Source organism: Corynebacterium segmentosum (genome assembly GCF_900637825.1).
GTDB lineage: Bacteria > Actinomycetota > Actinomycetes > Mycobacteriales > Mycobacteriaceae > Corynebacterium > Corynebacterium accolens.
Genome location: NZ_LR134408.1, coordinates 995,192 through 1,016,277 on the forward strand (window position 1 = coordinate 995,192; position 21,086 = coordinate 1,016,277).

20 protein-coding genes are annotated in these 21,086 nt (G+C 60.0%); 14 read left to right on the forward strand and 6 right to left on the reverse strand.

The genetic code is table 11. The annotated features are described in order from the left end of the window. Window positions 1-17 precede the first annotated feature (17 nt). Window positions 18-1,343: a nitrate/nitrite transporter gene (locus tag EL217_RS04810; RefSeq protein ID WP_023017778.1), complete on the reverse strand. Its 1,326-nt coding sequence runs from the start codon at window positions 1,341-1,343 to the stop codon at window positions 18-20. Between the two features lie 228 nt (window positions 1,344-1,571). Between EL217_RS04810 and EL217_RS04815 the strand changes: the two genes are divergently transcribed. Further along, window positions 1,572-2,051 (forward strand): molybdopterin-binding protein, encoded by a 480-nt coding sequence (locus EL217_RS04815; protein ID WP_232018396.1) that lies wholly within the window; start codon window positions 1,572-1,574, stop codon window positions 2,049-2,051. A 66-nt stretch (window positions 2,052-2,117) separates the two neighbouring features. Here the strand turns inward: EL217_RS04815 and mobA are convergent, their stop codons facing one another. The 5 genes from mobA to EL217_RS04840 form a co-directional block, all read right to left on the reverse strand. Continuing rightward, complete coding sequence (gene mobA, locus EL217_RS04820; RefSeq protein ID WP_126318818.1) at window positions 2,118-2,693, reverse strand: molybdenum cofactor guanylyltransferase; 576 nt, start codon at window positions 2,691-2,693, stop codon at window positions 2,118-2,120. Further along, entirely contained in the window at window positions 2,693-3,172 is a 480-nt protein-coding gene (gene moaC / locus EL217_RS04825; protein ID WP_005280185.1) for a cyclic pyranopterin monophosphate synthase MoaC, read from the reverse strand. Before moaC ends, mobA begins: the two co-directional genes overlap by 1 nt. Window positions 3,173-3,187: 15 nt before the next feature. Further along, entirely contained in the window at window positions 3,188-4,387 is a 1,200-nt protein-coding gene (locus EL217_RS04830; RefSeq protein WP_126318820.1) for a molybdopterin molybdotransferase MoeA, read from the reverse strand. 11 nt (window positions 4,388-4,398) lie between these two features. Then, a complete protein-coding gene (moaA, locus tag EL217_RS04835; protein WP_126318822.1) occupies window positions 4,399-5,514 on the reverse strand; it encodes a GTP 3',8-cyclase MoaA in 1,116 nt (371 codons plus the stop codon). Between the two features lie 61 nt (window positions 5,515-5,575). Next, entirely contained in the window at window positions 5,576-7,363 is a 1,788-nt protein-coding gene (locus EL217_RS04840) for a long-chain fatty-acid--CoA ligase (protein WP_005282405.1), read from the reverse strand. Window positions 7,364-7,736: 373 nt separating this feature from the next. Here EL217_RS04840 and rho point away from each other — a divergent pair, with 373 nt between their 5' ends. The 13 genes from rho (at window position 7,737) to atpD (ending at window position 21,080) form a co-directional block, all read left to right on the forward strand. Further along, window positions 7,737-9,620 (forward strand): transcription termination factor Rho, encoded by a 1,884-nt coding sequence (gene rho, locus EL217_RS04845; protein WP_126318824.1) that lies wholly within the window; start codon window positions 7,737-7,739, stop codon window positions 9,618-9,620. Continuing rightward, entirely contained in the window at window positions 9,613-10,689 is a 1,077-nt protein-coding gene (prfA, locus tag EL217_RS04850) for a peptide chain release factor 1 (RefSeq protein WP_023028674.1), read from the forward strand. Before rho ends, prfA begins: the two co-directional genes overlap by 8 nt. 9 nt (window positions 10,690-10,698) lie before the next feature. Then, a complete protein-coding gene (gene prmC, locus EL217_RS04855; protein WP_023031045.1) occupies window positions 10,699-11,532 on the forward strand; it encodes a peptide chain release factor N(5)-glutamine methyltransferase in 834 nt (277 codons plus the stop codon). Window positions 11,533-11,564: 32 nt separating this feature from the next. Beyond that, entirely contained in the window at window positions 11,565-12,233 is a 669-nt protein-coding gene (locus EL217_RS04860; protein ID WP_023017786.1) for an L-threonylcarbamoyladenylate synthase, read from the forward strand. A gap of 14 nt (window positions 12,234-12,247) precedes the next feature. After that, window positions 12,248-13,423 carry an MraY family glycosyltransferase gene (locus tag EL217_RS04865; RefSeq protein ID WP_005280193.1) on the forward strand — a complete coding sequence of 392 codons (1,176 nt, stop codon included), beginning with the start codon at window positions 12,248-12,250 and terminating at the stop codon, window positions 13,421-13,423. A 10-nt stretch (window positions 13,424-13,433) separates the two neighbouring features. After that, window positions 13,434-13,865: a hypothetical protein gene (locus EL217_RS04870; protein WP_005280194.1), complete on the forward strand. Its 432-nt coding sequence runs from the start codon at window positions 13,434-13,436 to the stop codon at window positions 13,863-13,865. A 445-nt stretch (window positions 13,866-14,310) separates the two neighbouring features. Further along, on the forward strand, window positions 14,311-15,111 hold the full coding sequence (gene atpB, locus EL217_RS04875) for a F0F1 ATP synthase subunit A (protein WP_005280195.1): 801 nt from the start codon (window positions 14,311-14,313) through the stop codon (window positions 15,109-15,111). Window positions 15,112-15,215: 104 nt separating this feature from the next. After that, window positions 15,216-15,455 (forward strand): ATP synthase F0 subunit C, encoded by a 240-nt coding sequence (locus tag EL217_RS04880; protein WP_005280196.1) that lies wholly within the window; start codon window positions 15,216-15,218, stop codon window positions 15,453-15,455. A gap of 43 nt (window positions 15,456-15,498) precedes the next feature. Then, window positions 15,499-16,068 carry a F0F1 ATP synthase subunit B gene (locus tag EL217_RS04885; RefSeq protein WP_005280197.1) on the forward strand — a complete coding sequence of 190 codons (570 nt, stop codon included), beginning with the start codon at window positions 15,499-15,501 and terminating at the stop codon, window positions 16,066-16,068. Between the two features lie 6 nt (window positions 16,069-16,074). After that, on the forward strand, window positions 16,075-16,890 hold the full coding sequence (locus EL217_RS04890) for a F0F1 ATP synthase subunit delta (RefSeq protein ID WP_005280198.1): 816 nt from the start codon (window positions 16,075-16,077) through the stop codon (window positions 16,888-16,890). A 60-nt stretch (window positions 16,891-16,950) separates the two neighbouring features. Next, the gene (gene atpA / locus EL217_RS04895) at window positions 16,951-18,591 is read left to right on the forward strand and encodes a F0F1 ATP synthase subunit alpha (protein WP_023017789.1); all 1,641 of its coding nucleotides are present in this window, start codon (window positions 16,951-16,953) and stop codon (window positions 18,589-18,591) included. A 50-nt stretch (window positions 18,592-18,641) separates the two neighbouring features. Beyond that, the gene (locus EL217_RS04900) at window positions 18,642-19,631 is read left to right on the forward strand and encodes a F0F1 ATP synthase subunit gamma (RefSeq protein WP_005280200.1); all 990 of its coding nucleotides are present in this window, start codon (window positions 18,642-18,644) and stop codon (window positions 19,629-19,631) included. Between the two features lie 3 nt (window positions 19,632-19,634). Beyond that, entirely contained in the window at window positions 19,635-21,080 is a 1,446-nt protein-coding gene (gene atpD, locus EL217_RS04905) for a F0F1 ATP synthase subunit beta (RefSeq protein WP_005280201.1), read from the forward strand. The last annotated feature ends 6 nt before the right edge of the window (window positions 21,081-21,086 follow it).

The window sequence follows — 21,086 nt, forward strand, 5'->3', positions numbered from 1 at the left end:
GGAATGAAAGCTCCTAATTATCCGGGGAATGGGGCGTTGGGGCGGGCGTAGTAGATCCACACCAGCACGGTGGTGATGGCGAAGTACACGGCGCAGCCCCAGAAGAACGTCGGTGCAGACATCATGGAGAGCAAGACACCTGCGACAAACGGGCCGAAGGCGCCGATGGCACCGGTCCAACCGATAACGCCGCCTGCTTGGCGCTTGGGCAAAATCATGGGCATTTGCTTAAACGTGCCGGCATTGCCCAGGCCAGTGAAGAAGAAGAAAATGAGCATGGTGCCCAGGAACCACCAGACCTCATCCGGCTCGTCCGGGGTGAGGAAGAAGGTGGCCACGACGGTAAAGATGGTCATGCCCAGGCAGCCAATGAAGGTCCAGATGGCGCCGCCGAACTTATCGCACAGTGGACCCCACAGCGCGCGGACGAGCGCGCCGATGAGTGGTCCGAGGAAGGCGTAGCTCGCGCCGGCAGGAAGGTTGTCGTAGGTGCCGGCAAATTCGGAGCCTTCGCCGAAGATTTGGTTAATAAGCAGCGCGGTTTGTGCCGCGAAGCCGGAAAATGCGCCGAAGGTCATGAAGTAGACGACAGTAAGAATCCAGGTGTTCTTATTGCCAAAGATGTCCATCTGCTGGCGGAAATTCGCCTTCACGGGAACGTCCTTGAGCAGGGTCCATGCGAGGAATGCGCCGACGATGGCCCACGGGACCAAGAAGATGGCGGGGTTGTGGACAAAGATTTCGCCGTCATCGGTGCGCTGCGGGGCAACAAAACCTACACCCAACAGGGTAAAGCCCATGAGCCATGGGGCAACCAGCTGGATAAAGGAGATACCGAAGTTACCGATGCCGGCCTGGATACCCAGCGCGGTACCGGACAGGCGCTTGGGGAAGAAGTAGCCGGTCGAGGGCATGAAGCCGGAGAACACGCCGCCGCCGATGCCGGAGAGGAAGGCGAGGGTCATCAGCCACCAGTACGGGGTGGAGGAGTCCTGCACCGCGAAGAACCAGCCCAGCATGGGGATGATAAACAGCAGCGAGGAGCTGAAGACGAGCTTGCGCGTGCCGAGGATGGGCGGCAGGAACATGAAGATGAGGCGGAAGATACCGCACGCCAATCCGGGGATGGCGGTCAGCCAGTAGAGCTGGCTGCGGGATAAGTCGAAACCGATCTGGTTCAACTGTGGGGCAATTGCCGATACGAGGTACCAGGTGGCAAAGCCAATGATAAGGACGAATGTGGAGATCCACAGCGTGCGCCAGGCAATTTTAGAGTCCCAGTGGTCAGAATCTTCTGGATCCCAACCTTGGATGACTTTGCCTGAGGTATCAAGAGCAGTCATGATTTCCTCACAGATAGTAGGTTGTTCAACTCTTTAATCTACCGGCGACTATGCTCAAAAAGGTAAATAAAACCGATAAAATCCGTATCTAATTACGACACACAAATGTTGCGTAATTCTTGATCGATTCCGATGTTGCTGGTTAGCCCCGTGCCTCAGGTGTGTTGGTATCGAAAACAGAATAATGTGATATTAACCACACTCTATAGTGGGGAAGGAATGAGACTCATGTCCCAAAGAAAGGCGCAGATAATCGTCAGCTCAGACCGCATCCTGGCCGGGGAAAAATCGAACCGCGCCGGGGAGAAAGCGGCAGAAATCCTGCGCGCGCACGACATCGATGTGGCACCACCCAGCATCGTGCCGGAAGGCTTTACGCCAGTCGATGACGCGCTGCGCACCGCCGTGGATACCGGCACCGATATTGTCGTGATTATCGGCGGCACCGGCATCGGGGCGACGAACCTGACCCCAGAGGTCACCGAGCGCTATATCAAGGCCCGCCTCTATGGCCTAGAGACCCAGGTGCTCCTGCGCGGGCTCGAGTCCTCGCCCAAGGCTGGCCTGTCTCGCGGGATCATCGGCATGACCGAGCACGGCGGCGGCAGCCTCATCATCAATTGTGCCTCGTCTACCGGCGCCGTGGCAGATGCCCTTGGGGTTATTGCGCCGCTGCTTGCCGATGTCTTCCGCTCCCGCGGCGAATAATTCTCCTCCTCACCCCTCCCCGTAACCCTCCCTTCGTGCTCACGGGGAGGGTGGACTGTGTCTAAATTAGCCGCGCCGGTGAGCGCGAAGGGAGGGGTGCGGCGGAATAGACTGCAATTCGGCCGGGGTATCGTAATCGCGTTCGGCACCGGTGCCGGCCACCTCGACGAAATCGGCGCCGCGAACCAGCCTTCGCACGGAGACATTGCGGGTGGACGCCAACGCACCTAGGCACCCAAAGAGCGCATCGGTATGCCACAGCGAACACAGGGGTTGTAAATACCCGTCCGCGGCGCGGGTAATCGCGGCACCGGCGGTGGGCGCGGCATGCAATGCTCCGTTCAGGTGTGGGAGCAGTTGCGGGGAATCGGGAGCATCCACCGCGAAGAGTGCCAGGCGGTCACAATGCGACAAAGCGCGCGCACCTGCCTCGATGCCGGCGACGGGGCCACCAAAAAGCGGCGACTCGCAGACCTGCGGCATACCGAGGTAATGCGGGGAAATAACGATAGACGGCATGCCATAGGGAAGCTGGCGCCGCAGGCGGTCCACCAGGCGCAGGCCAAAAGCGCGCACCTGCGCCTTATCGGCCCCGCCCATGCGGCGCGATTGCCCGCCGGCCAAAATGATCGCGCCATCCATTAAGCCTCCGGGAGGGTCCTAGACCAATCGCCGGAGCGCCCGCCCGACTTCGCCACGATGCCGCACCGGCGAATATACGCGGAGCGATCGACGCCCTTGACCATGTCAATGAGCGCTAAGGCGGCAACGTTGACCGCGGTCAGTGCCTCCATTTCCACGCCGGTGCGGTCGGCGGTGCGCACGGTGGCGGTGATCTTCACGTGGGCATCAGCAAGCTCGAGATCCACCGCGCAGCCATGCACGCCGATGGTGTGCGCGAGCGGCAGGAGCTCTGGGACCTTCTTCGCCGCGGAAATGCCGGCGATGCGCGCGACCGCCAGCACGTCGCCCTTGGGCACGGTGCCCTCGCGCAGCGCGGTCATGACCTCCGGGGAACAGGCGACCTCGCCCTCAGCGGTGGCCGTGCGCACGGTCGGTTGCTTCTCGGTCACATCGACCATGTAGGCGGTACCGGCGGAATTGAGGTGGGTAAACTCCATAGAAAATTCTCCTCGTTAATACAGATAGACGGTGGTTTCTTCGCCCGCGGCGGGGGCAAGTCCATCGATGATGCAATACCCATTCGTACCTGCCAGCGAGACCACGCGGTGGCTGCCGCGGCTTAACGCGCCAGTAATCCTGGGCTTTCCCGCAAAACTTACGGTTACAGGAACGATGAAGGGGCGCGTGCTTGCGGGTGGCAGTGGCACCGCCACCTCCGCACGCACCTGCACGGTCTCGCGCGGATGTGGCTGGCCCGATAAGGCGGCGATAAGCGGGCGGGCATAAAGCTGGAAACCAACGAAAGCCGCCACCGGATTGCCCGGCAGCGCAAGCACTGGAACACCCCGCCACGTGCCGATGCCCTGCGGCGCGCCGGGCCGCTGATGAACGTGCCCGAACCACGAATTATCGCCCGCGCCGAGCACCCCGTGCACCACATCGAAGGCGCCGGCCGATACCCCGCCGGAGGTAATGATGAGATCGTGGGATGCGCTGAGCTCATCGAGCAATCTGGATAACTCCGCGGGGTCGTCGCCGACGTGGAAGTAGGACTCCGTGTGGGCGAGGGAGGCGAGCATCGGCCCATTGGAATCTGGCAGGCGCCCTGGGGAAAGCTCGTCTGGATACGAAGAAAGCTCATTGCCGGAAGAAATCACCGCAATGTGTGGGCGCCGGTAGGCCTGCACCGAATAGATGCCGGTGGATATAAGCGCTGCAATAACCGCTGCATTCGCGGTGGTCCCGGCCGTAGCAACGACGGTGCCTGGCCGTATATCTTCGCCGGCGGGGCGGATATGCGTTTTTGCGGGCGCTTCGGTGATGGTGACCCTGCGCGGCAGCTCCGTAGGCCCGGGCGGGACGGTGGTGTTTTCTACTGGGACGACGAGCAGGCCAGCGGTATCACCCACCGGCGCACCGGTCATGATGCGAACGGCCTGGCCGGCGGGAACTGCCTGGGCGGTTGCACCGGCGGGGACATCGCCTGCGACCGGCAGCGTCCACGGGCCCGTGCCCGAAATATCAGTGGCGCGGACGAGGAATCCATCCATGGCGGAATTAGCAAACGGCGGGACGGGAAAACGCGCGGTGGCATCCTCCGCTAATACCCGGCCGCGCAGCGCTGGGCCCACGGGAACGGACTCTGCGCGCGGGGCCGGCGCCAGCGCCAGAACCGCGGAAAGGTGCTCAGAAATGGAACGCGATGCGGACATAAATAATTAGATTAGCCGCCAATGGCAGACATGGGACGATCCGGCTGCAAAAAGCCTTCATCATCAATGCCGTGGCCGGGTTTCTTCGTCCACATTTCCCCGGCCCATGCCTCCATCAACTCCTCGTCGCTCGCGCCAGAGCGCATGAGATCCCGCAATTGGGTTTCGGAATTGCCAAAAAGGCAGTTGCGCACGGCGCCATCGGTGGTAAGCCGGGTGCGGTCGCAGTCGCCACAGAAGGGATGGGTTACCGAGGCGATAATGCCCAGCTTGCCGGCGGTGCCATCGGGGGCGATAGCATCCCACAACGCGGCCGGGGCCGATCCGCGCGGCTCCCGCGCCGGGCGCATGGAAAAGTGATTGCGCAGCCGGTGCAAGATATCATCCGCGGTGACCATGTCTTCGCGGCGCCACTTTTCGCGCGGGCCGAGCGGCATCTGCTCAATAAAACGCAGCTGGGCTCCCTGGTGAAGTGCATAGTCCGCCAGCGGGACGATATCGTCTTCATTGACACCCGGCATGACCACGGCGTTAATTTTGACGGGATTCAATCCGGCATCGGCCGCAGCGGCGATGGCCTCGAGCACGTGGGATAGGCGGTCGCGGCGGGTGAGTGCGGCATAGCGCTGAGGATCGATGGTATCCAGCGAGATATTGATGCGGTCGAGCCCCGCGGCGGCAAGCTTTGCGGCGCGCTTTTCCAGACCCAACCCATTGGTAGTCAGCGCCGTGGACGGTGCGATGCCTTCATCCGTGGTGAGTTCCTTGGTGGCGGCGATGATATCTGCCAAGGATTTGCGCAACAGCGGTTCGCCGCCGGTAAAGCGCACCTGGCGGATGCCGAGCTTTTCCACGCCGAGGCGGATAAGCCGGATGGTTTCTTCATCGGATAGCGTTTGCTGCGTGGGCATCCACTCTAAGCCTTCGGCCGGCATGCAGTACGTGCAGCGCAGGTTGCAGCGATCCGTAAGCGACACGCGCAGGTCGCGGGCCCTGCGGCCGTAGCGATCAACCAAGGCGCGGGTGCCGTCGCTTGCTGCGGCAGGTAAGTCCTCCGGCGGCTGCGACCGGCCCACGGTGGGCAGGGGCAGGGAGACCGCTGAAGAAGAAGGCGTTGGTGAAGTCATTGCTGCCAGTCTAAGAGTGGGGAACAAGGTACACCAAGCTACAACGCCACCTGGCCGGGGATTATTCCTCGTTTTCCCGGTTAAAATCGCTTTCGTCGATATCGTCAAGGCGCTGGGCTTCACCCGGGCCCTTGAGGCGGATGATGTTGTAATCGCCTTCGGCCAAGTGGGCGCGCAAATCCTTCTTATCGAACTTGCCCACTGACGTCTTATCGATGGATTTTACGAAGGTCCAGTACTCCGGCAGCATCCAGCTGGGCAATTCCTTGCGCAGGCTCTGGCGCAACTTTTCGGCGGTCTCGATGGTGGGCGAGGCCTGCTCGCCCAAGACGGTGACGGCAAGTGGGCGTTCCACCCATTGCTTATCGGGGTAGCCGATCACCGCGGCTTCCACCACATCGGAATTGGCCATGATGAGGTTTTCCAGCTGTACCGAATAGATCCACTCGCCGCCGGAGCGGATGACATCGCGGGCGCGGTCCTCAACGGTAAGAAAGCCGTCCTTCGTCACGGAACCGACATCGCCGGTGCGCAACCAACCATCTGCGGTGAACTTGGATTCCGCGGCCTCGACCGGCTTGCCGCGGAACTCGGAGGCCACCTCGCCCGGCTCGGCGGTGGGCGAATGATAATAAGAACCGGTCACGAGGTTGCCGCGCACCTGGAGCTCACCGGCATTGCGGTCGGTCTTGGATACCACTTGGCCATCATTGACCACGCGGTACTGCAGCGAGGCGGCGATCTTTCCCTGGGAGATGCGATAGGCCCACCGGGTATCGCCGGACGCGCCCTGTGGCGGGCGGGCAACGCTGCCGACCGTCGAGGTTTCGACCATGCCCCACACGTGCACGACGTCGACGCCGTAATGCTCCTCCCACATCTTGATAAGCTGCGGCGGCACAGGGGAGCCGCCGGCGAAAATTTCCGTCAGCGTCATGCGCTCTGGCGGATTGTGCATGTAGTGCACGAAGAGCTGGATCCAGATGGTGGGCACGCCGTGGGCCACGCGCGGCGACGTGGCCGCAATGACCTTGGCAAGGGTGGGGGCGGAAACATCGGCATCGGGAAGCACGAGCGGGGTACCCGTCATGAAACACGTAAAGGGAACGCCCCAGCTCAGCACGTGATAGATGGGAATGCAGCACAGGAAGGTCTCACCGTGGGTAATGCACAGCGAATCCGAGGAACGCAGCTGCATGGCCTCGAGGTACAGCGAGCGGTGGGAATATAAAACGCCCTTCGGCGCGCCGGTGGTGCCGGTGGAATAGCACAAAGCGGCGGCGGTGCGCTCATCGAGCTCGGGCCAATCGTAGATGGTAGAGCGGCCATCCAGCAGCGCCTCGTAGGAATAAAACTCGATGCCGCGCGGGAAATGGTGGGCAAAGCGCTGCGGCGATTGGGAGCCGGTGAAAATCACCGAATGCACGGATGGCGCGCCGTGTAAAACCGTGCCCAACTGCGGGGCGAGGCGGGGATCACACACGATGACGGAGACCTCAGCGTGGCTAATGATGTGCCGGATCTGGTCATTCATCAACTGCTTATTCAGCGGGGTAAAAACCGCGCCCTTGCAGGCGGATCCAAACATGACCTCGAGGTGCTCGGCGCAATTCCACATGAAGCTGCCCACGCGCTGATCACCGGTAATGCCAAGGTCATCGTGTAAAACATGGGCAAAGGCCGCCGCGCGGGCGGCGATATCGCGGAAGGTGACCTTTTCTGCGGGGCCAAACTCGGATCCGGTGCCCTCACCGTGCCAGGTGGTAACAGTGGTATTGCCATGCACCGACGCGCCGTATTCCAAAATACGGGTTAAAGACAGGGGAATATCCATCATCGTGGAAAGCATGCTTCCACTGTAGCGGTGTCCAAGTACTCACGGTGTAGCGAATGCGCTATACTTGCCATCGACTGATAGGAAAGCGGGAAATCTTCCCAATCCTATGCAATCGGGCCCAGTGACAGGTCCCATCGTTAAACATTGCCCACAGTCGTTTCTTGAATTCTTCCGCCCCCGCGTACGAGCTACAAGGGGGAATTCCCATACGGTAACCGGAAGAGGCCTCATGCTTATTGCCCGGCAGGGTGCGCTAGCGCCTTGGCACGAGGGCGAAAAGATAAGAAAAATACACATCGGCTTCCAGTGCACCCGCCCAAGCTTCCCTGAAGTGGGGGAGGGCGGATCCCAACTATGGACCTGGTCAAGCAACGAAAGGATATCCGTGAGCGATACGGACAACACCGCGGCACAGGATCTCGCATCCCTGAAGCTGCCGGAATTGCGCAAAATGGCCGCTGAGCGCGGCCTTCGCGGCGTCTCTGCCCTGCGCAAAGGGGATCTCATCACCGCCATTAAGACCGGTCAGGTTCCCCCAAAGGCGAAGGCAAAAATAGAGCAGGTAGAAAAGGCCGAGAAGGCCGAGAAATCCGCTAAGGATGCGGCGCCTGCCAAGCAGAAAGATAAGCCGCCTAAGAAGGACGATCGCGGCGAGAGCGATAACGGCAAGTCCGGCGACCAACAGGACAATCGCGGCAAAGACCGCAAGGACAACAGCGACGACCAGCGCTATGAATCGCGGTCGCAGGCCCGCCGTGCCCGCCGCAACCGCGCCCGCCGCCAGGAGCGTCTAGAGCAGGACGATAATAACCGGGGCGAGAATAACCGGAGTGACAACAACCGGGGCGACGCGCACAACCAGAACCAGAATCGCCACCAGGATCGCCGCGATGACTCCCAGGATGGCTCCGATAATCAGGGAGACAAGCAGGGCGAGAAGAACGGCGATAATAATCACCGCAATAATCGCAATGACGATAATAATTTTGACCGCGGTAACCGCCGTGGCCGTCGCAACCGCCGGAATCGCCGGGGTGGCCGGGGTAATAATGATAACCACGGCGGCGGCAATGACCTGCAGGTGCGCGAGGGCGATGAGCTGCAGGCAGTCGGCGGCATCTTGGATGTTGTAGACAATAACGTCTCCTTCCTGCGCACCACTGGGTACCGCGCGGGCGATGCGGACGTCTTTGTTAATAAGAACATCGTGCGCCGGCTGGGTCTGCGCTCTGGCGATGCCATTACCGGTCAGGTGAAGGTGGCTGGGCCTACCCACACCCACGGCAATGGCCGCAACCGCCGCAAGTACAACCAGTTGGTGCAGGTCGATACCGTCAATGGGATCGATCCAGAAGAGGCCAAGCAGCGCCCGCACTTTAATAAGCTCACGCCGCTGTATCCCAACCAGCGCCTGCGCTTGGAAACGGATCCAAAGATCCTGACAACCCGCGTCATCGACCTGATCATGCCGATTGGTAAGGGCCAGCGCGCGCTCATCGTCTCGCCGCCGAAGGCCGGTAAGACCACGATTTTGCAAAATATCGCGAATGCGATTGCCACCAATAACCCTGAGTGCTACCTCATGGTGGTGCTGGTGGATGAGCGCCCCGAAGAGGTCACGGACATGCAGCGCTCCGTGAAGGGCGAGGTCATTTCTTCCACCTTTGACCGCCCGCCCTCAGAGCACACCTCCGTTTCCGAGCTGGCCATCGAGCGCGCGAAGCGCTTGGTGGAGCAGGGCAAGGACGTCGTGGTGCTGCTGGATTCCATTACCCGCCTGGGCCGCGCCTACAACAACTCCTCCCCGGCATCGGGCCGCATCCTGTCCGGTGGTGTGGATTCCAATGCGCTCTACCCGCCAAAGCGCTTCTTGGGCGCTGCCCGCAATATCGAAGAGGGCGGTTCGCTGACCATCATCGCCACCGCGATGGTGGAGACCGGTTCGACCGGCGATACCGTCATCTTCGAGGAATTCAAGGGGACGGGCAACGCGGAATTGAAGCTGGACCGCGGGATCTCGGAACGCCGCGTATTCCCAGCTGTGGATGTCAACCCCTCCGGAACCCGCAAGGACGAGCTCCTGCTGGTGCCTGAAGAGGCGCGCATCATGACCAAACTGCGCCGCATCCTGTCGGCCCTGGATTCCCACCAGGCAATTGACCTGTTGATCAAGCAGCTTAAGAAGACCCGCTCGAATGGCGAGTTCCTCATGCAGGTGGCTTCTTCTGCACCGATGGCTGCGGATAAGGACGAGGAAGACTATGTCTAATCAAGTTTCCATGGTTGATGACATTGTGTCGGAATACCAGGGCATTGAAATGCAGATGGGCGACCCAGAAATCGCCGGCGATCAGCAGGCTTTTCGCAAGCTATCCAAGCGGTACGCGGAGCTGCGCCCCATCATCAAGGTCAACGAGGAGCTGACCCAGGCGCGCGAGGATCTCGCGGACGCCAAGGAGATGGCTTATGAAGACCACGACTTCCAGGAAGAAGCGGACCGCCTAGCAGCGTCGGTGGAAGAGCTGGAAGAAAAGCTGGCTGACCTGCTCGCCCCGCGCGATGAGCAGGACTCGGAAGATATCATCATGGAGATCAAGGCCGGCGCCGGCGGCGAAGAGGCCGCGCTCTTTGCCGGCGACTTGGCCCGCATGTACGAGCGTTTTGCCGATAAGATCGACTTTAAGTGGGAGGTCTTGGGCCTTAACGAGTCCGATTTGGGCGGCGTAAAGGACATGACCATTTCCTTCCGCGCTAAGTCTCCGACGCGCGATGGCGCGTGGTCCGTCTTCAAATTCGAGGGCGGCGTGCACCGCGTGCAGCGCGTGCCGGTCACGGAATCGCAGGGCCGCATCCAGACCTCCGCTGCTGGCGTGCTGGTGTACCCGGAGCCCGAAGAGGTGGAATCGGTCAATATCGATGACAAGGATATCCGCGTCGATGTGTACCGCTCCTCCGGTAAGGGTGGTCAGGGCGTGAACACCACCGACTCCGCGGTGCGCATTACCCACCTGCCCACGGGGTTGATTGTTACCTGCCAGAAGGAACGTTCGCAGATCCAGAACAAGGCCCGCGCCCTGCAGGTGCTGCAGGCTCGCCTGGACCAGATGGAGCGCGAGGCCCGCGAGGTCGAGGCTGGCGAGCAGCGCGCCTCCCAGGTGCGCACCATGGATCGCTCCGAGCGCGTGCGCACTTATAACTGGCCCGAAAACCGCATCACGGATCACCGCATTGGCTACAAGGCCAATAACCTGGATTCCGTGTTAAACGGCGATATGCAGGATCTCATCAAAGCCCTGCAGGACCAAGAGCGCGCCGAGCGCCTTGAGGCCGAGGGGTAATTGCGGTCGATGGAATCGTACGGTGAGGCGCTGCGCCATGGGGTGCAGCGCCTTCGCGTTGCTGGAGTAGGAAGTCCCGAGTGGGATACGCGGATCCTCATCTCCCACCTCATTCACTGCGGGCATTTGGATATCCCGCTGCACGAGCCACCCATGCCCGGCTTCGAGGTGGCTTTTGAGGCGCTTTTGCGCAGGCGGGAACAGCGCGAGCCGCTGCAATACGTGCTGGGTACGGCGTGGTTTGGTCCCCTAGACCTAAAGGTGGGCCCAGGCGTGTTCATTCCGCGCCCGGAAACGGAGGTGATGGCGGACTGGGCGGTCCACCACGCACCAGGCCCGCGCATGGTGGATTTGTGCTCGGGTTCGGGCGCGCTGGCGCTCTACCTGCAGCATTACGTACCGCAGGCGGAGGTTAAGGCAGTAGAGCTTTCCGATGCCGCCCTCGAGTTCACCCGCGCCAATACTCTCGGCACCGGGGTAGAGGTGGTGCAGGCGGACGCGACCGACAGTCAGACTCTGGCGGACTGGAATGGCACGGTCGATCTCGTGGTGAGCAACCCGCCATACGTTCCGGAAGATCCGAACTTGCAACCGGAGGTGTATCACGATCCGCGCGTGGCCGTCTTCGGCGGCGATGACGGCATGGGAGTAATCCGCGGGTTGATTCCCACCATCGCCAGGCTTTTGCGCCCGGGCGGGGTCATGGCGATTGAACACGACGATACGACTGGCGATGCCGTGCGCGATGCGGTGCGTGACCACGGCGGCTTTTCCCATATCGCTCCGCTTAAGGACTTAACAGGCACGCCGCGCTTTATTACTGCACAGCGCGCGGTAGACTAAGGCATCACCGTCGGGCAAGAAGGGGATAATTGATGCAAGGAAAAATTTATAATTGCGCCGATGACACCGAGCGTGAGGAAGGCGTGAGTATCGCCACCAAGGCCGCCAAGTCTGGGCGGCTCGTGGTCATGCCCACCGATACGCTGTACGGTTTGGGCTGCGATGCCTTCGATAATGACGCGGTAGCCAACCTGCTCGCCACCAAGCAGCGCGGGCCGGATATGCCGGTTCCCGTGCTCGTTGGCTCGTGGAATACCGTGCGCGGACTCGTCGCCTCGTACTCCGATTCCACCCGCGACCTCGTCGAGGCCTTTTGGCCAGGCGGGCTATCCATCGTCGTGCCGCAGGCGCCATCCTTGCCGTGGAACTTGGGAGATACCCGCGGCACCGTCATGCTGCGGATGCCCCTTCACCCGATTGCCATCGAGCTCTTGCGCGAGGTAGGACCGATGGCGGTTTCATCTGCCAATATCTCCGGACACCAACCACCAACTACGGCGCAAATGGCCAAGGACCAATTGGGCAAGGCCGTGACCGTGTACTTGGACGGGGGAGAGACGGACATCGGCAAGCCCTCCACCATCATCGATCTCTCCGGCGACCATCCATACCTGCTGCGGGAGGGTGCATTATCCGCAGAGGAGATCGGTGAGGTCCTCGGCGTCTCGGCTGATTCCCTGCGGACCCGGCCCCAAGGATAGAAGGAGCATTTCGCGTGAGCGGCACTGGCGTACCGCTGCGCGAGTTGGCCTTGGTCATCCTCGTAGCAGCGACATTTACCTACCTGACCACCGGAGTGGTGCGGTCCTTTTTGGTCCGCACGGGCCGGGTGGCAGAAATTCGCCTGCGTGATTCCCACTCCCAGCCCACGCCCCGCATGGGCGGGCTCGCCATGTTTACCGGTTTTGGCGCGGCGATATTCCTCGCAGCCCAGCTTCCAGCCTTGACTCGCGGGTTTATGCCCGTCACCCCGGAGATGAGTGCGGTGATGTGGGCGGCGCTGGCCATCGTGCTTGTCGGCGTTGCCGATGACTACCTAGAGCTCGGCGCCCTCATCAAGCTTTTCGGGCAGCTCTTTGCCGCCGCGCTCATGAGTGGCCTGGGCCTGACGTGGACGCTGCTTTTCATCCCCTTCGGTGGCGGCACCACGGTAGTGCTCGACCAGATTCAAAGCACCCTGCTTACCGCGTTTTTCACCGTTCTGCTTATCAATGCTATCAACTTCGTCGACGGCCTCGATGGCCTCGCAGCTGGCCTTGGCCTCATCGCCGGTGGCGCCATCTTGGTCTTTTCGCTCACCGTTCTGCATGACCAGGGCGGGGCGGTATCGGCGTATCCACCCGCTATCATCAGCGCCGCGTTGGTGGGGATGTGTGCGGGCTTTTTGCCCCATAACTTTGAACCCTCGCGAATCTTTATGGGCGATTCCGGCTCCATGCTTATTGGGCTCTTGCTCGCCGCAGCGTCTACTTCGGCCTCCGGCAAGATCAATATGTCCCTGTACGGCACCGTGGACATGGTGGCGCTAATGTCGCCCATCCTCGTGGTGATCGCAGCGGTGTTTATTCCAGTCTTAGACCTTGTCTGGGCGGTCATTCGCCGCCTGTCCCAAGGCCGTTCGCCATTTTCTGCGGATAAGGCGCATATCCACCACCGCCTGTTGTCGTTGGGGCATACGCACCGGCGCACTGTGCTCGTGCTGTACCTCTGGGTATCTGCGGTGGCCTTCGGTGCGGTGTCCTTTTCCATCGTGCCGGCCCCGGTAGCGGTCGGCTTGTCCATCACGGCATTATTGGTTGCCTTTGGCGCGACGCTGATTCCACTGCGGCAGGGCAAGATTGGCCTCCGGTCATCGGATGATTGCGTATTGCATGACTCTGCGAGCGCGTGATGTAGGGTGAATGTCCGTGAGTGACACAACGGAAAATGCTAATTTCGATGACCCGCGCGTGCCGCTGCAGCGCGCCGTAAAGAAAGGGGCTACCGCTCTCGGCATCTTTACCATCATTTCCCTCGCCGTCTGGGGAGGGGCACAAGGTGTCGCCGGGCTCTGGGGCGTTATCGTCGGCGCTGCTCTCGGCGGCGGCTTTGTCTTGTTTACCGCGCTGTCGGTCCTCTTTACCGCGAACTCGACCCCCTCTACCACTATCGCGGTGGTATTGGGCGGCTGGCTTATCAAGCTGATCGTGCTTATCGGCGTGCTGGCCATTATCCGGGACATGGATTTCTATGACACGTGGGCGCTATTTCTTACCGTCGTCGTCGCGCTCATCGTTACCTTAGGCTCCGAAGTCTGGGCCGTGGTCACCTCTCGGGTCACCTACGTGTCCTAATTCGTGCCCACATTAGGGCTTAGCCGTCGCGCACTGGGGTGGTGCGCGACGGCCTTTTTGTGCCTGCATGCTGGCATTAATGGCAGGCCGCCACCCCCGAGGAGGTGTGTTGGCTTAGGGGTGTGATCAAATGCACGTTTGTGAATTAGGCAGGAATAGCGCGGTTTTGTCTGCCAAAAGGCGGATATGGCGGTATCGGGTGTGGCTTATGGGGCCCCCACGTGCGAAAACTGTTGATCCAGCTGATACGATTTGCTTCGGGTTACCGTGGGGTTAAGTGTTGCGCTTTTATCCTGCACGGTAAATCCCTGTCTTGTTCACGCTGATGTGCGACGGAGTCCGTGTTCAAGGCAGAGAGTTTGAGACGTCCATCGCACCACAGAAGCCAGCTAATGGCTGTGTGGCCCGAACACGGGAGAGAACGCTGAGCGTTACAACATTGGCTATGAAAGGGCACTTCCATACGCCCGATCTAGGTGAAGAATTCTTCCCGGGGCAAATTGATGCCGACCATCTGTTTTTCGGTGACTTCGCCGACGGATGGTTCGCGCTTGATCGCCTGATGCTGATTCGCATTTTGATGACGCTAATTGTGGTGATCCTTTTCTGGGCTGCCTTTAAGAACCCTAAGTTGGTTCCTTCTGGCATTCAGAATGTGGGCGAGAACGCGGTCGACTTCGTCCGCGTCCACATCGCCGAGGACATTTTGGGTAAGAAGGAGGGAAAGCGATTCCTGCCAATTATCGCTAGCATCTTCTTCGCGGTTCTGTTTATGAACGTCGCGACCGTTATCCCGGGACTTAACGTCTCGCCCAACGGTCGTATTGGTATGCCAATTGTGTTGGCAGCCGTTTCGTACATCGTCATGATTTACGCCGGCGCCAAGCGCTACGGCTTTGGTAAGTTCATTCGCTCCTCCGTAGTGATTCCGAACTTGCCACCGGCATTGCACCTTTTGGTGGTACCGATTGAGTTCTTCTCTACGTTCATTCTGCGACCGGTTACCCTTGCAATTCGTCTCATGGCGAACTTCCTTGCTGGACACATCATCCTGGTTCTTCTCTTCTCTGCTACGAACTTCTTCTTCTGGCAGCTAAATGGTTGGACCGTCCTGTCTGGGCTGACCGTGGTCTTGGGCTTGGCTATGAGCCTGTTCGAGATTCTGGTTATCTTCTTGCAGGCGTACATCTTCGCTTTGTTGACGGCGGTGTACATCGAGTTGTCCTTGCACGCTGATTCGCACTAAGGACGAGGTCGACGAGCGCGACCGAGTAATCCACCTAATTACACAACACTGACATTCGGTCCGGTTCGGACTGAAGATTTTTACGAAAGGGAACGACTTTCACCATGAACGAAATCATTCTGGCACAGGATGCTGCTACGACGTTCGAAGGCTTCGGCACCATCGGCTACGGCCTGGCTGCTATCGGCCCAGGTATCGGTATCGGCATCGTCGCCGGCAAGACCGTTGAGGCTATGGCTCGCCAGCCGGAGATGGCCGGCCAGCTGCGTACCACCATGTTCCTTGGTATCGCCTTCACCGAGGCCCTGGCCCTTATCGGCCTGGTTGCCGGCTTCCTGTTCTAAAAGTACGAGTTTTCCAAACCGAAACTTTTAAGACGGGAGAGCTATGAATAACGTCGTTTATATGCTTGCAGCAGAGGGCGAGGAGAACCCAGGTTCGGGTAGCTTCTCCGTTCTTCTGCCCAAGAACTATGACATTTTCTGGTCTTTGCTGTGCTTCATCGTAATTCTCTGGTTGTTCTGGAAGTTCGTGCTTCCTCGTTACACCAAGTTGCTCGAAGAGCGTGAAGACCGGATTGAGGGCGGCATGAAGCGCGCTGAGGCCCAGCAGGCCGAGGCCAAGGCTGCTCTAGAAAAGTACAATGCTCAGCTGGCTGATGCCCGCGCAGAGGCAGCCGAGATCCGCGAGCAGGCGCGCGAGCGCGGCAAGCAGATCGAGGCTGACGCGAAGAGCCAAGCGGAAGAGGAATCCCGCCGCATCGTCGCCAATGGCGAAAAGCAGTTGGAAGCTTCTCGTGCGCAGGTTGTTACTGAGCTGCGTTCCGAAATGGGACAGAACTCCATCAACCTGGCAGAAAAGATTCTGGGCGGCGAGCTTTCTGACGCTTCCAAGAAGTCCTCTACCATCGATGGCTTTTTGTCCGAGCTCGACTCTGTGGCACCGGCCGGAAAGTAGGCAACTATGAAGGCAGCTAGCCGCGAAGCACTCGCGAACTCACAATCCCGTGTGGATGAAATCCTCGCTGGCGATAAGAATGTCGCTAGTGCAGTCCAAGCGGGCCTGGATATCTTCGAGGTCGTCGACGTTTTGGATGGGGACCGCGAATTGCGCGTATCCTTCATCGACGTTGCAGCCCCGGCTGAAGCACGCAAGTCCTTGGCCGAGAATCTCTTTGGCTCCAAGATTTCTGCCGGTGCACTGAGCATCCTGCAGGAAGCTGCGGCGAACCAATGGTCTTCGCCGAAGGACTTCGTCAACGGGCTTGTATCCTTGGGCCGCCGCGCATTGCTGCGCGCCGCCGAGGCGCAGGGCCAATTGGGCCAGGTCGAAGACGAGCTTTTCCGCTTGGCGCAGATTCTGGACCGCGAGGGCGAGCTTACCCAGCTGCTTTCCGATCGAACTGCTGAATCCGCACGCAAGCGCGGATTGCTGGCAAACGTGCTCTACGGCAAGGTAACGATGTTTACTGAGGCGCTCGCGCTGCAGGCCATCAGCCGCCCAGAGCAAAACCCGATTGATGACGTAGCCGGATTGGCCGATACTGCAGCAGCCCTGCAGGATCGCACCATCGCGCGCGTTGTCGCTGCGGGTGAATTGAATGAAGGCCAGCAGGCAGTACTCGCTGAGAAGCTGGGCAAAATTTATGGTCGTGCGATGTCCATTCACTCTGAGGTTGACACCAGCCTCCTCGGTGGCATGCGCATCCGCGTCGGCGATGAAATCATTGACGGCTCGACGGCAGGCAAGATTGCCCGCTTCCGTGCCCAGATGGTGTAGCCGAAACGACAGAAACGATTTAAGTAAGTGCTGGAAGATACTACCGAGAGCAGGAAGAACATGGCGGAGCTGACGATCTCCTCCGACGAGATCCGTAGTGCGATTGCGAACTACACCTCGAGCTACTCCGCGGAGGCCTCCCGTGAGGAGGTCGGCGTGGTCATTTCGGCAGCTGACGGTATTGCGCAGGTTTCTGGCCTGCCATCCGTTATGGCGAATGAGCTGCTCGAGTTCCCCGGCGGCGTAATTGGCGTCGCACAGAACCTTGACACCAATTCCATTGGTGTCGTGGTCCTGGGTAACTACGAGTCCCTCAAGGAGGGCGACGAGGTTAAGAGGACCGGAGAGGTCCTTTCCATCCCCGTGGGCGAGGACTTCCTCGGCCGCGTTATTAATCCACTGGGCCAGCCCATCGACGGCTTGGGCCCAATCGAAAGCGAAGAGGAGCGCGTCCTCGAGTTGCAGGCACCTTCGGTGCTGCAGCGCCAGCCGGTTGAAGAGCCAATGCAGACCGGCATCAAGGCTATCGATGCGATGACCCCGATCGGCCGTGGTCAGCGTCAGCTGATCATTGGTGACCGTAAGACCGGTAAGACCGCGGTTACCATCGATACCATTTTGAACCAGAAGGCTAACTGGGAGTCTGGCGACAAGGACAAGCAGGTCCGTTGTATTTACGTCGCCATCGGCCAGAAGGGCTCGACCATCGCCAGCGTGCGCCGCACCCTTGAGGAGCACGGCGCGCTGGATTACACCACCATCGTGGCGGCCCCAGCTTCTGATTCCGCCGGCTACAAGTGGCTGGCACCGTTCTCCGGTGCTGCATTGGGCCAGCAGTGGATGTACCAGGGCAACCACGTCCTGGTTATCTACGATGACCTGACCAAGCAGGCTGAGGCATACCGCGCAATTTCGCTGTTGCTGCGCCGCCCGCCGGGACGTGAGGCTTACCCAGGCGACGTCTTCTACCTGCACTCCCGCTTGCTGGAGCGCGCTGCCAAGCTTTCCGATGACATGGGTGCCGGCTCCATGACCGCACTGCCCATCATCGAGACCAAGGCTAATGACGTCAGTGCCTTCATTCCGACCAACGTCATTTCCATTACTGACGGTCAGGTCTTCTTGGAGTCCGACCTCTTCAACCAGGGTGTTCGCCCGGCTATTAACGTCGGTGTGTCCGTCTCCCGTGTTGGTGGTGCGGCACAGACCAAGGGTATGAAGAAGGTTGCCGGTAACCTCCGTCTTGACCTGGCTGCATACCGTGACCTGCAGGCATTCGCTGCCTTCGCATCCGACTTGGACGCTGCCTCCAAGGCACAGCTGGAGCGCGGCTCTCGCTTGGTCGAGCTGCTGAAGCAGTCCGAATCCTCGCCGCAGCCGGTGGAATACCAGATGGTATCCATCTACCTCGCAGAGGCAGGCATCTTCGACGTCGTTCCCGTCGAAGACGTTCGCCGCTTCGAGGCCGAGGTGCACGAGTACCTCAACGCCAATACTCCAGAGGTCTTTGAGCAGATCGCCGGCGGCAAGGCGCTCAGCGATGAGTCCAAGGAAGCACTCGAGGCCGCAGCCAAGGAGTTCGCTCCTACGTTCCGCACCTCCGAGGGCCACAACTTGGGTACCGAAGAGCCTGTAGATCCTTTGGACGAAAATGACGTGAAAAGCACCGAGCTCAACGTCTCCCGGAAGACGGCTAAGTAGAGTTCAGCTCTCGTAATTAACCGTCTATATGAAAGAAGGGAGGAGAAACGATGGCTAATCTTCGCGAATTGCGCGACCGCATTCGGTCCGTGAACTCGACTAAGAAGATCACTAAAGCCCAGGAGCTCATTGCTACCTCGCGCATTACCAAAGCGCAGGCTCGGGTGGAAGCCTCTCAGCCGTACGCGACTGAGCTGACCAATGTCATGAACAGGTTGGCTGCAGCGTCGACGCTAGAGCACCCTATGCTGCGCGAGCGTGAAGACGGCAACGTCGCCGCGATTCTCGTAATCACCTCTGACCGAGGCATGTGCGGTGGCTACAACAACAACGTCTTCAAGAAGGCAGCCCAGCTCAAGGCCCTCCTCGAAAGCAAGGGCTACGAGGTAGTTCGCTACGTCACCGGCAGCAAGGGCATCGGCCACTACAACTTCCGCGAGGAAGAGGTAGCAGGCAGCTGGGATGGTTTCTCTCAGGATCCAACCTGGGAGGGTACCCACGATGTGCGTCGCCACATGATCGATGGCTTCGTGGCTGGTTCGAAGGGCACTACCAAGGGCCGCGAGGGCCTGCATGCGGAAGGTGAAGGCGCAGGTGTTACCGGTTTCGACCAGGTACACGTCGTCTACACCGAGTTTGAATCCATGCTGACTCAAACCGCGCGTGCGCAGCAGCTTTTGCCTGTTGAGCCTGTCGTGCAGGGCGAGGAGTACGAGATGGGTGACTCCGCACTGGAAGATCCGGAGCCGACGGAAAACATTTCCGCGGACTTCGAGTTCGAACCGGACGCGGATACCCTGATGGAAGCGCTGCTTCCGCAGTACGTCTCGCGTATCCTGTTTGCTATGTTCTTGGAGGCTTCGGCTTCCGAGTCCGCTGCACGCCGTACAGCTATGAAATCTGCTACTGACAATGCAACCGAGATGGTCAATGACCTGTCTCGCGTGGCCAACCAGGCCCGTCAGGCGCAGATTACCCAGGAAATTTCAGAGATCGTCGGTGGCGCTGGCGCGCTATCTGACAGCGCAGAAAGTGACTAGATTATGACTACAGCTCTGCAAGAGCAGAATGCACAGTCTTCGGCAGTCGCCGGTCGTGTCGTGCGCGTCATCGGTCCGGTGGTGGACGTGGAATTCCCACGCGAGGCACTTCCGGCCCTGTACAACGCACTCCACGTCGAGATTAAGCTCGAAGCTGTGGCAAAGACCGTCACCCTCGAGGTCGCTCAGCACCTCGGTGACAACCTCGTTCGTACCGTGTCCATGGCACCTACCGATGGCCTCGTTCGTGGCGCCGAGGTAGTCGACTCCGGAGAGCCTATCTCCGTTCCCGTCGGCGACGTCGTCAAGGGCCACGTCTTTAACGCCCTCGGTGACTGCCTCGATGAGCCAGGCCTCGGCCGCGATGGCGAGCAGTGGGGCATCCACCGCGAGCCACCAGCGTTCGACCAGCTCGAGGGCAAGACCGAGATTCTCGAGACCGGTATTAAGGTCATTGACCTGCTGACCCCTTACGTTAAGGGCGGCAAGATTGGCCTCTTCGGCGGTGCAGGTGTGGGTAAGACGGTCCTGATTCAGGAAATGATTACCCGTATTGCCCGCGAGTTCTCCGGTACGTCGGTCTTCGCCGGCGTCGGCGAGCGCACCCGTGAGGGCACCGACCTCTTCCTGGAAATGGAAGAGATGGGTGTTCTGCAAGATACCGCCCTTGTCTTCGGCCAGATGGACGAGCCACCAGGAGTTCGTATGCGCGTGGCCCTGTCCGGCCTGACCATGGCGGAGTACTTCCGCGATGTGCAGAACCAGGACGTGCTGCTGTTCATCGACAACATCTTCCGTTTCACCCAGGCCGGCTCCGAGGTATCCACCCTGCTGGGTCGCATGCCTTCCGCCGTGGGTTACCAGCCAACCTTGGCTGATGAGATGGGTGTGTTGCAGGAGCGCATTACCTCCACCAAGGGTCGTTCCATTACCTCTCTGCAGGCCGTTTACGTGCCTGCCGATGACTACACTGACCCGGCCCCAGCCACGACCTTCGCCCACTTGGATGCGACGACCGAGCTGGACCGTGCCATTGCTTCTAAGGGTATTTACCCGGCAGTGAACCCGCTGACCTCTACCTCTCGTATCCTCGAGCCAGGCATTGTGGGCGAGAAGCACTACGAGGTAGCACAGCGCGTCATCGGTATTCTGCAGAAGAACAAGGAACTGCAGGACATCATCGCCATCCTTGGTATGGACGAGCTGTCTGAAGAAGACAAGGTGACCGTGCAGCGTGCCCGCCGTATCGAGCGCTTCCTGGGCCAGAACTTCTTCGTCGCGCAGAAGTTCACTGGTCTGGAGGGGTCCTACGTGCCGCTGCAGGACACCATCGATGCCTTCGAGCGCATCTGCAACGGTGAGTTTGACCACTACCCAGAGCAGGCCTTCAACGGCTTGGGTGGCTTGGACGATGTCGAAGCTGCATACAAGAAGTTGAACGAGAAGTAGGGAGAG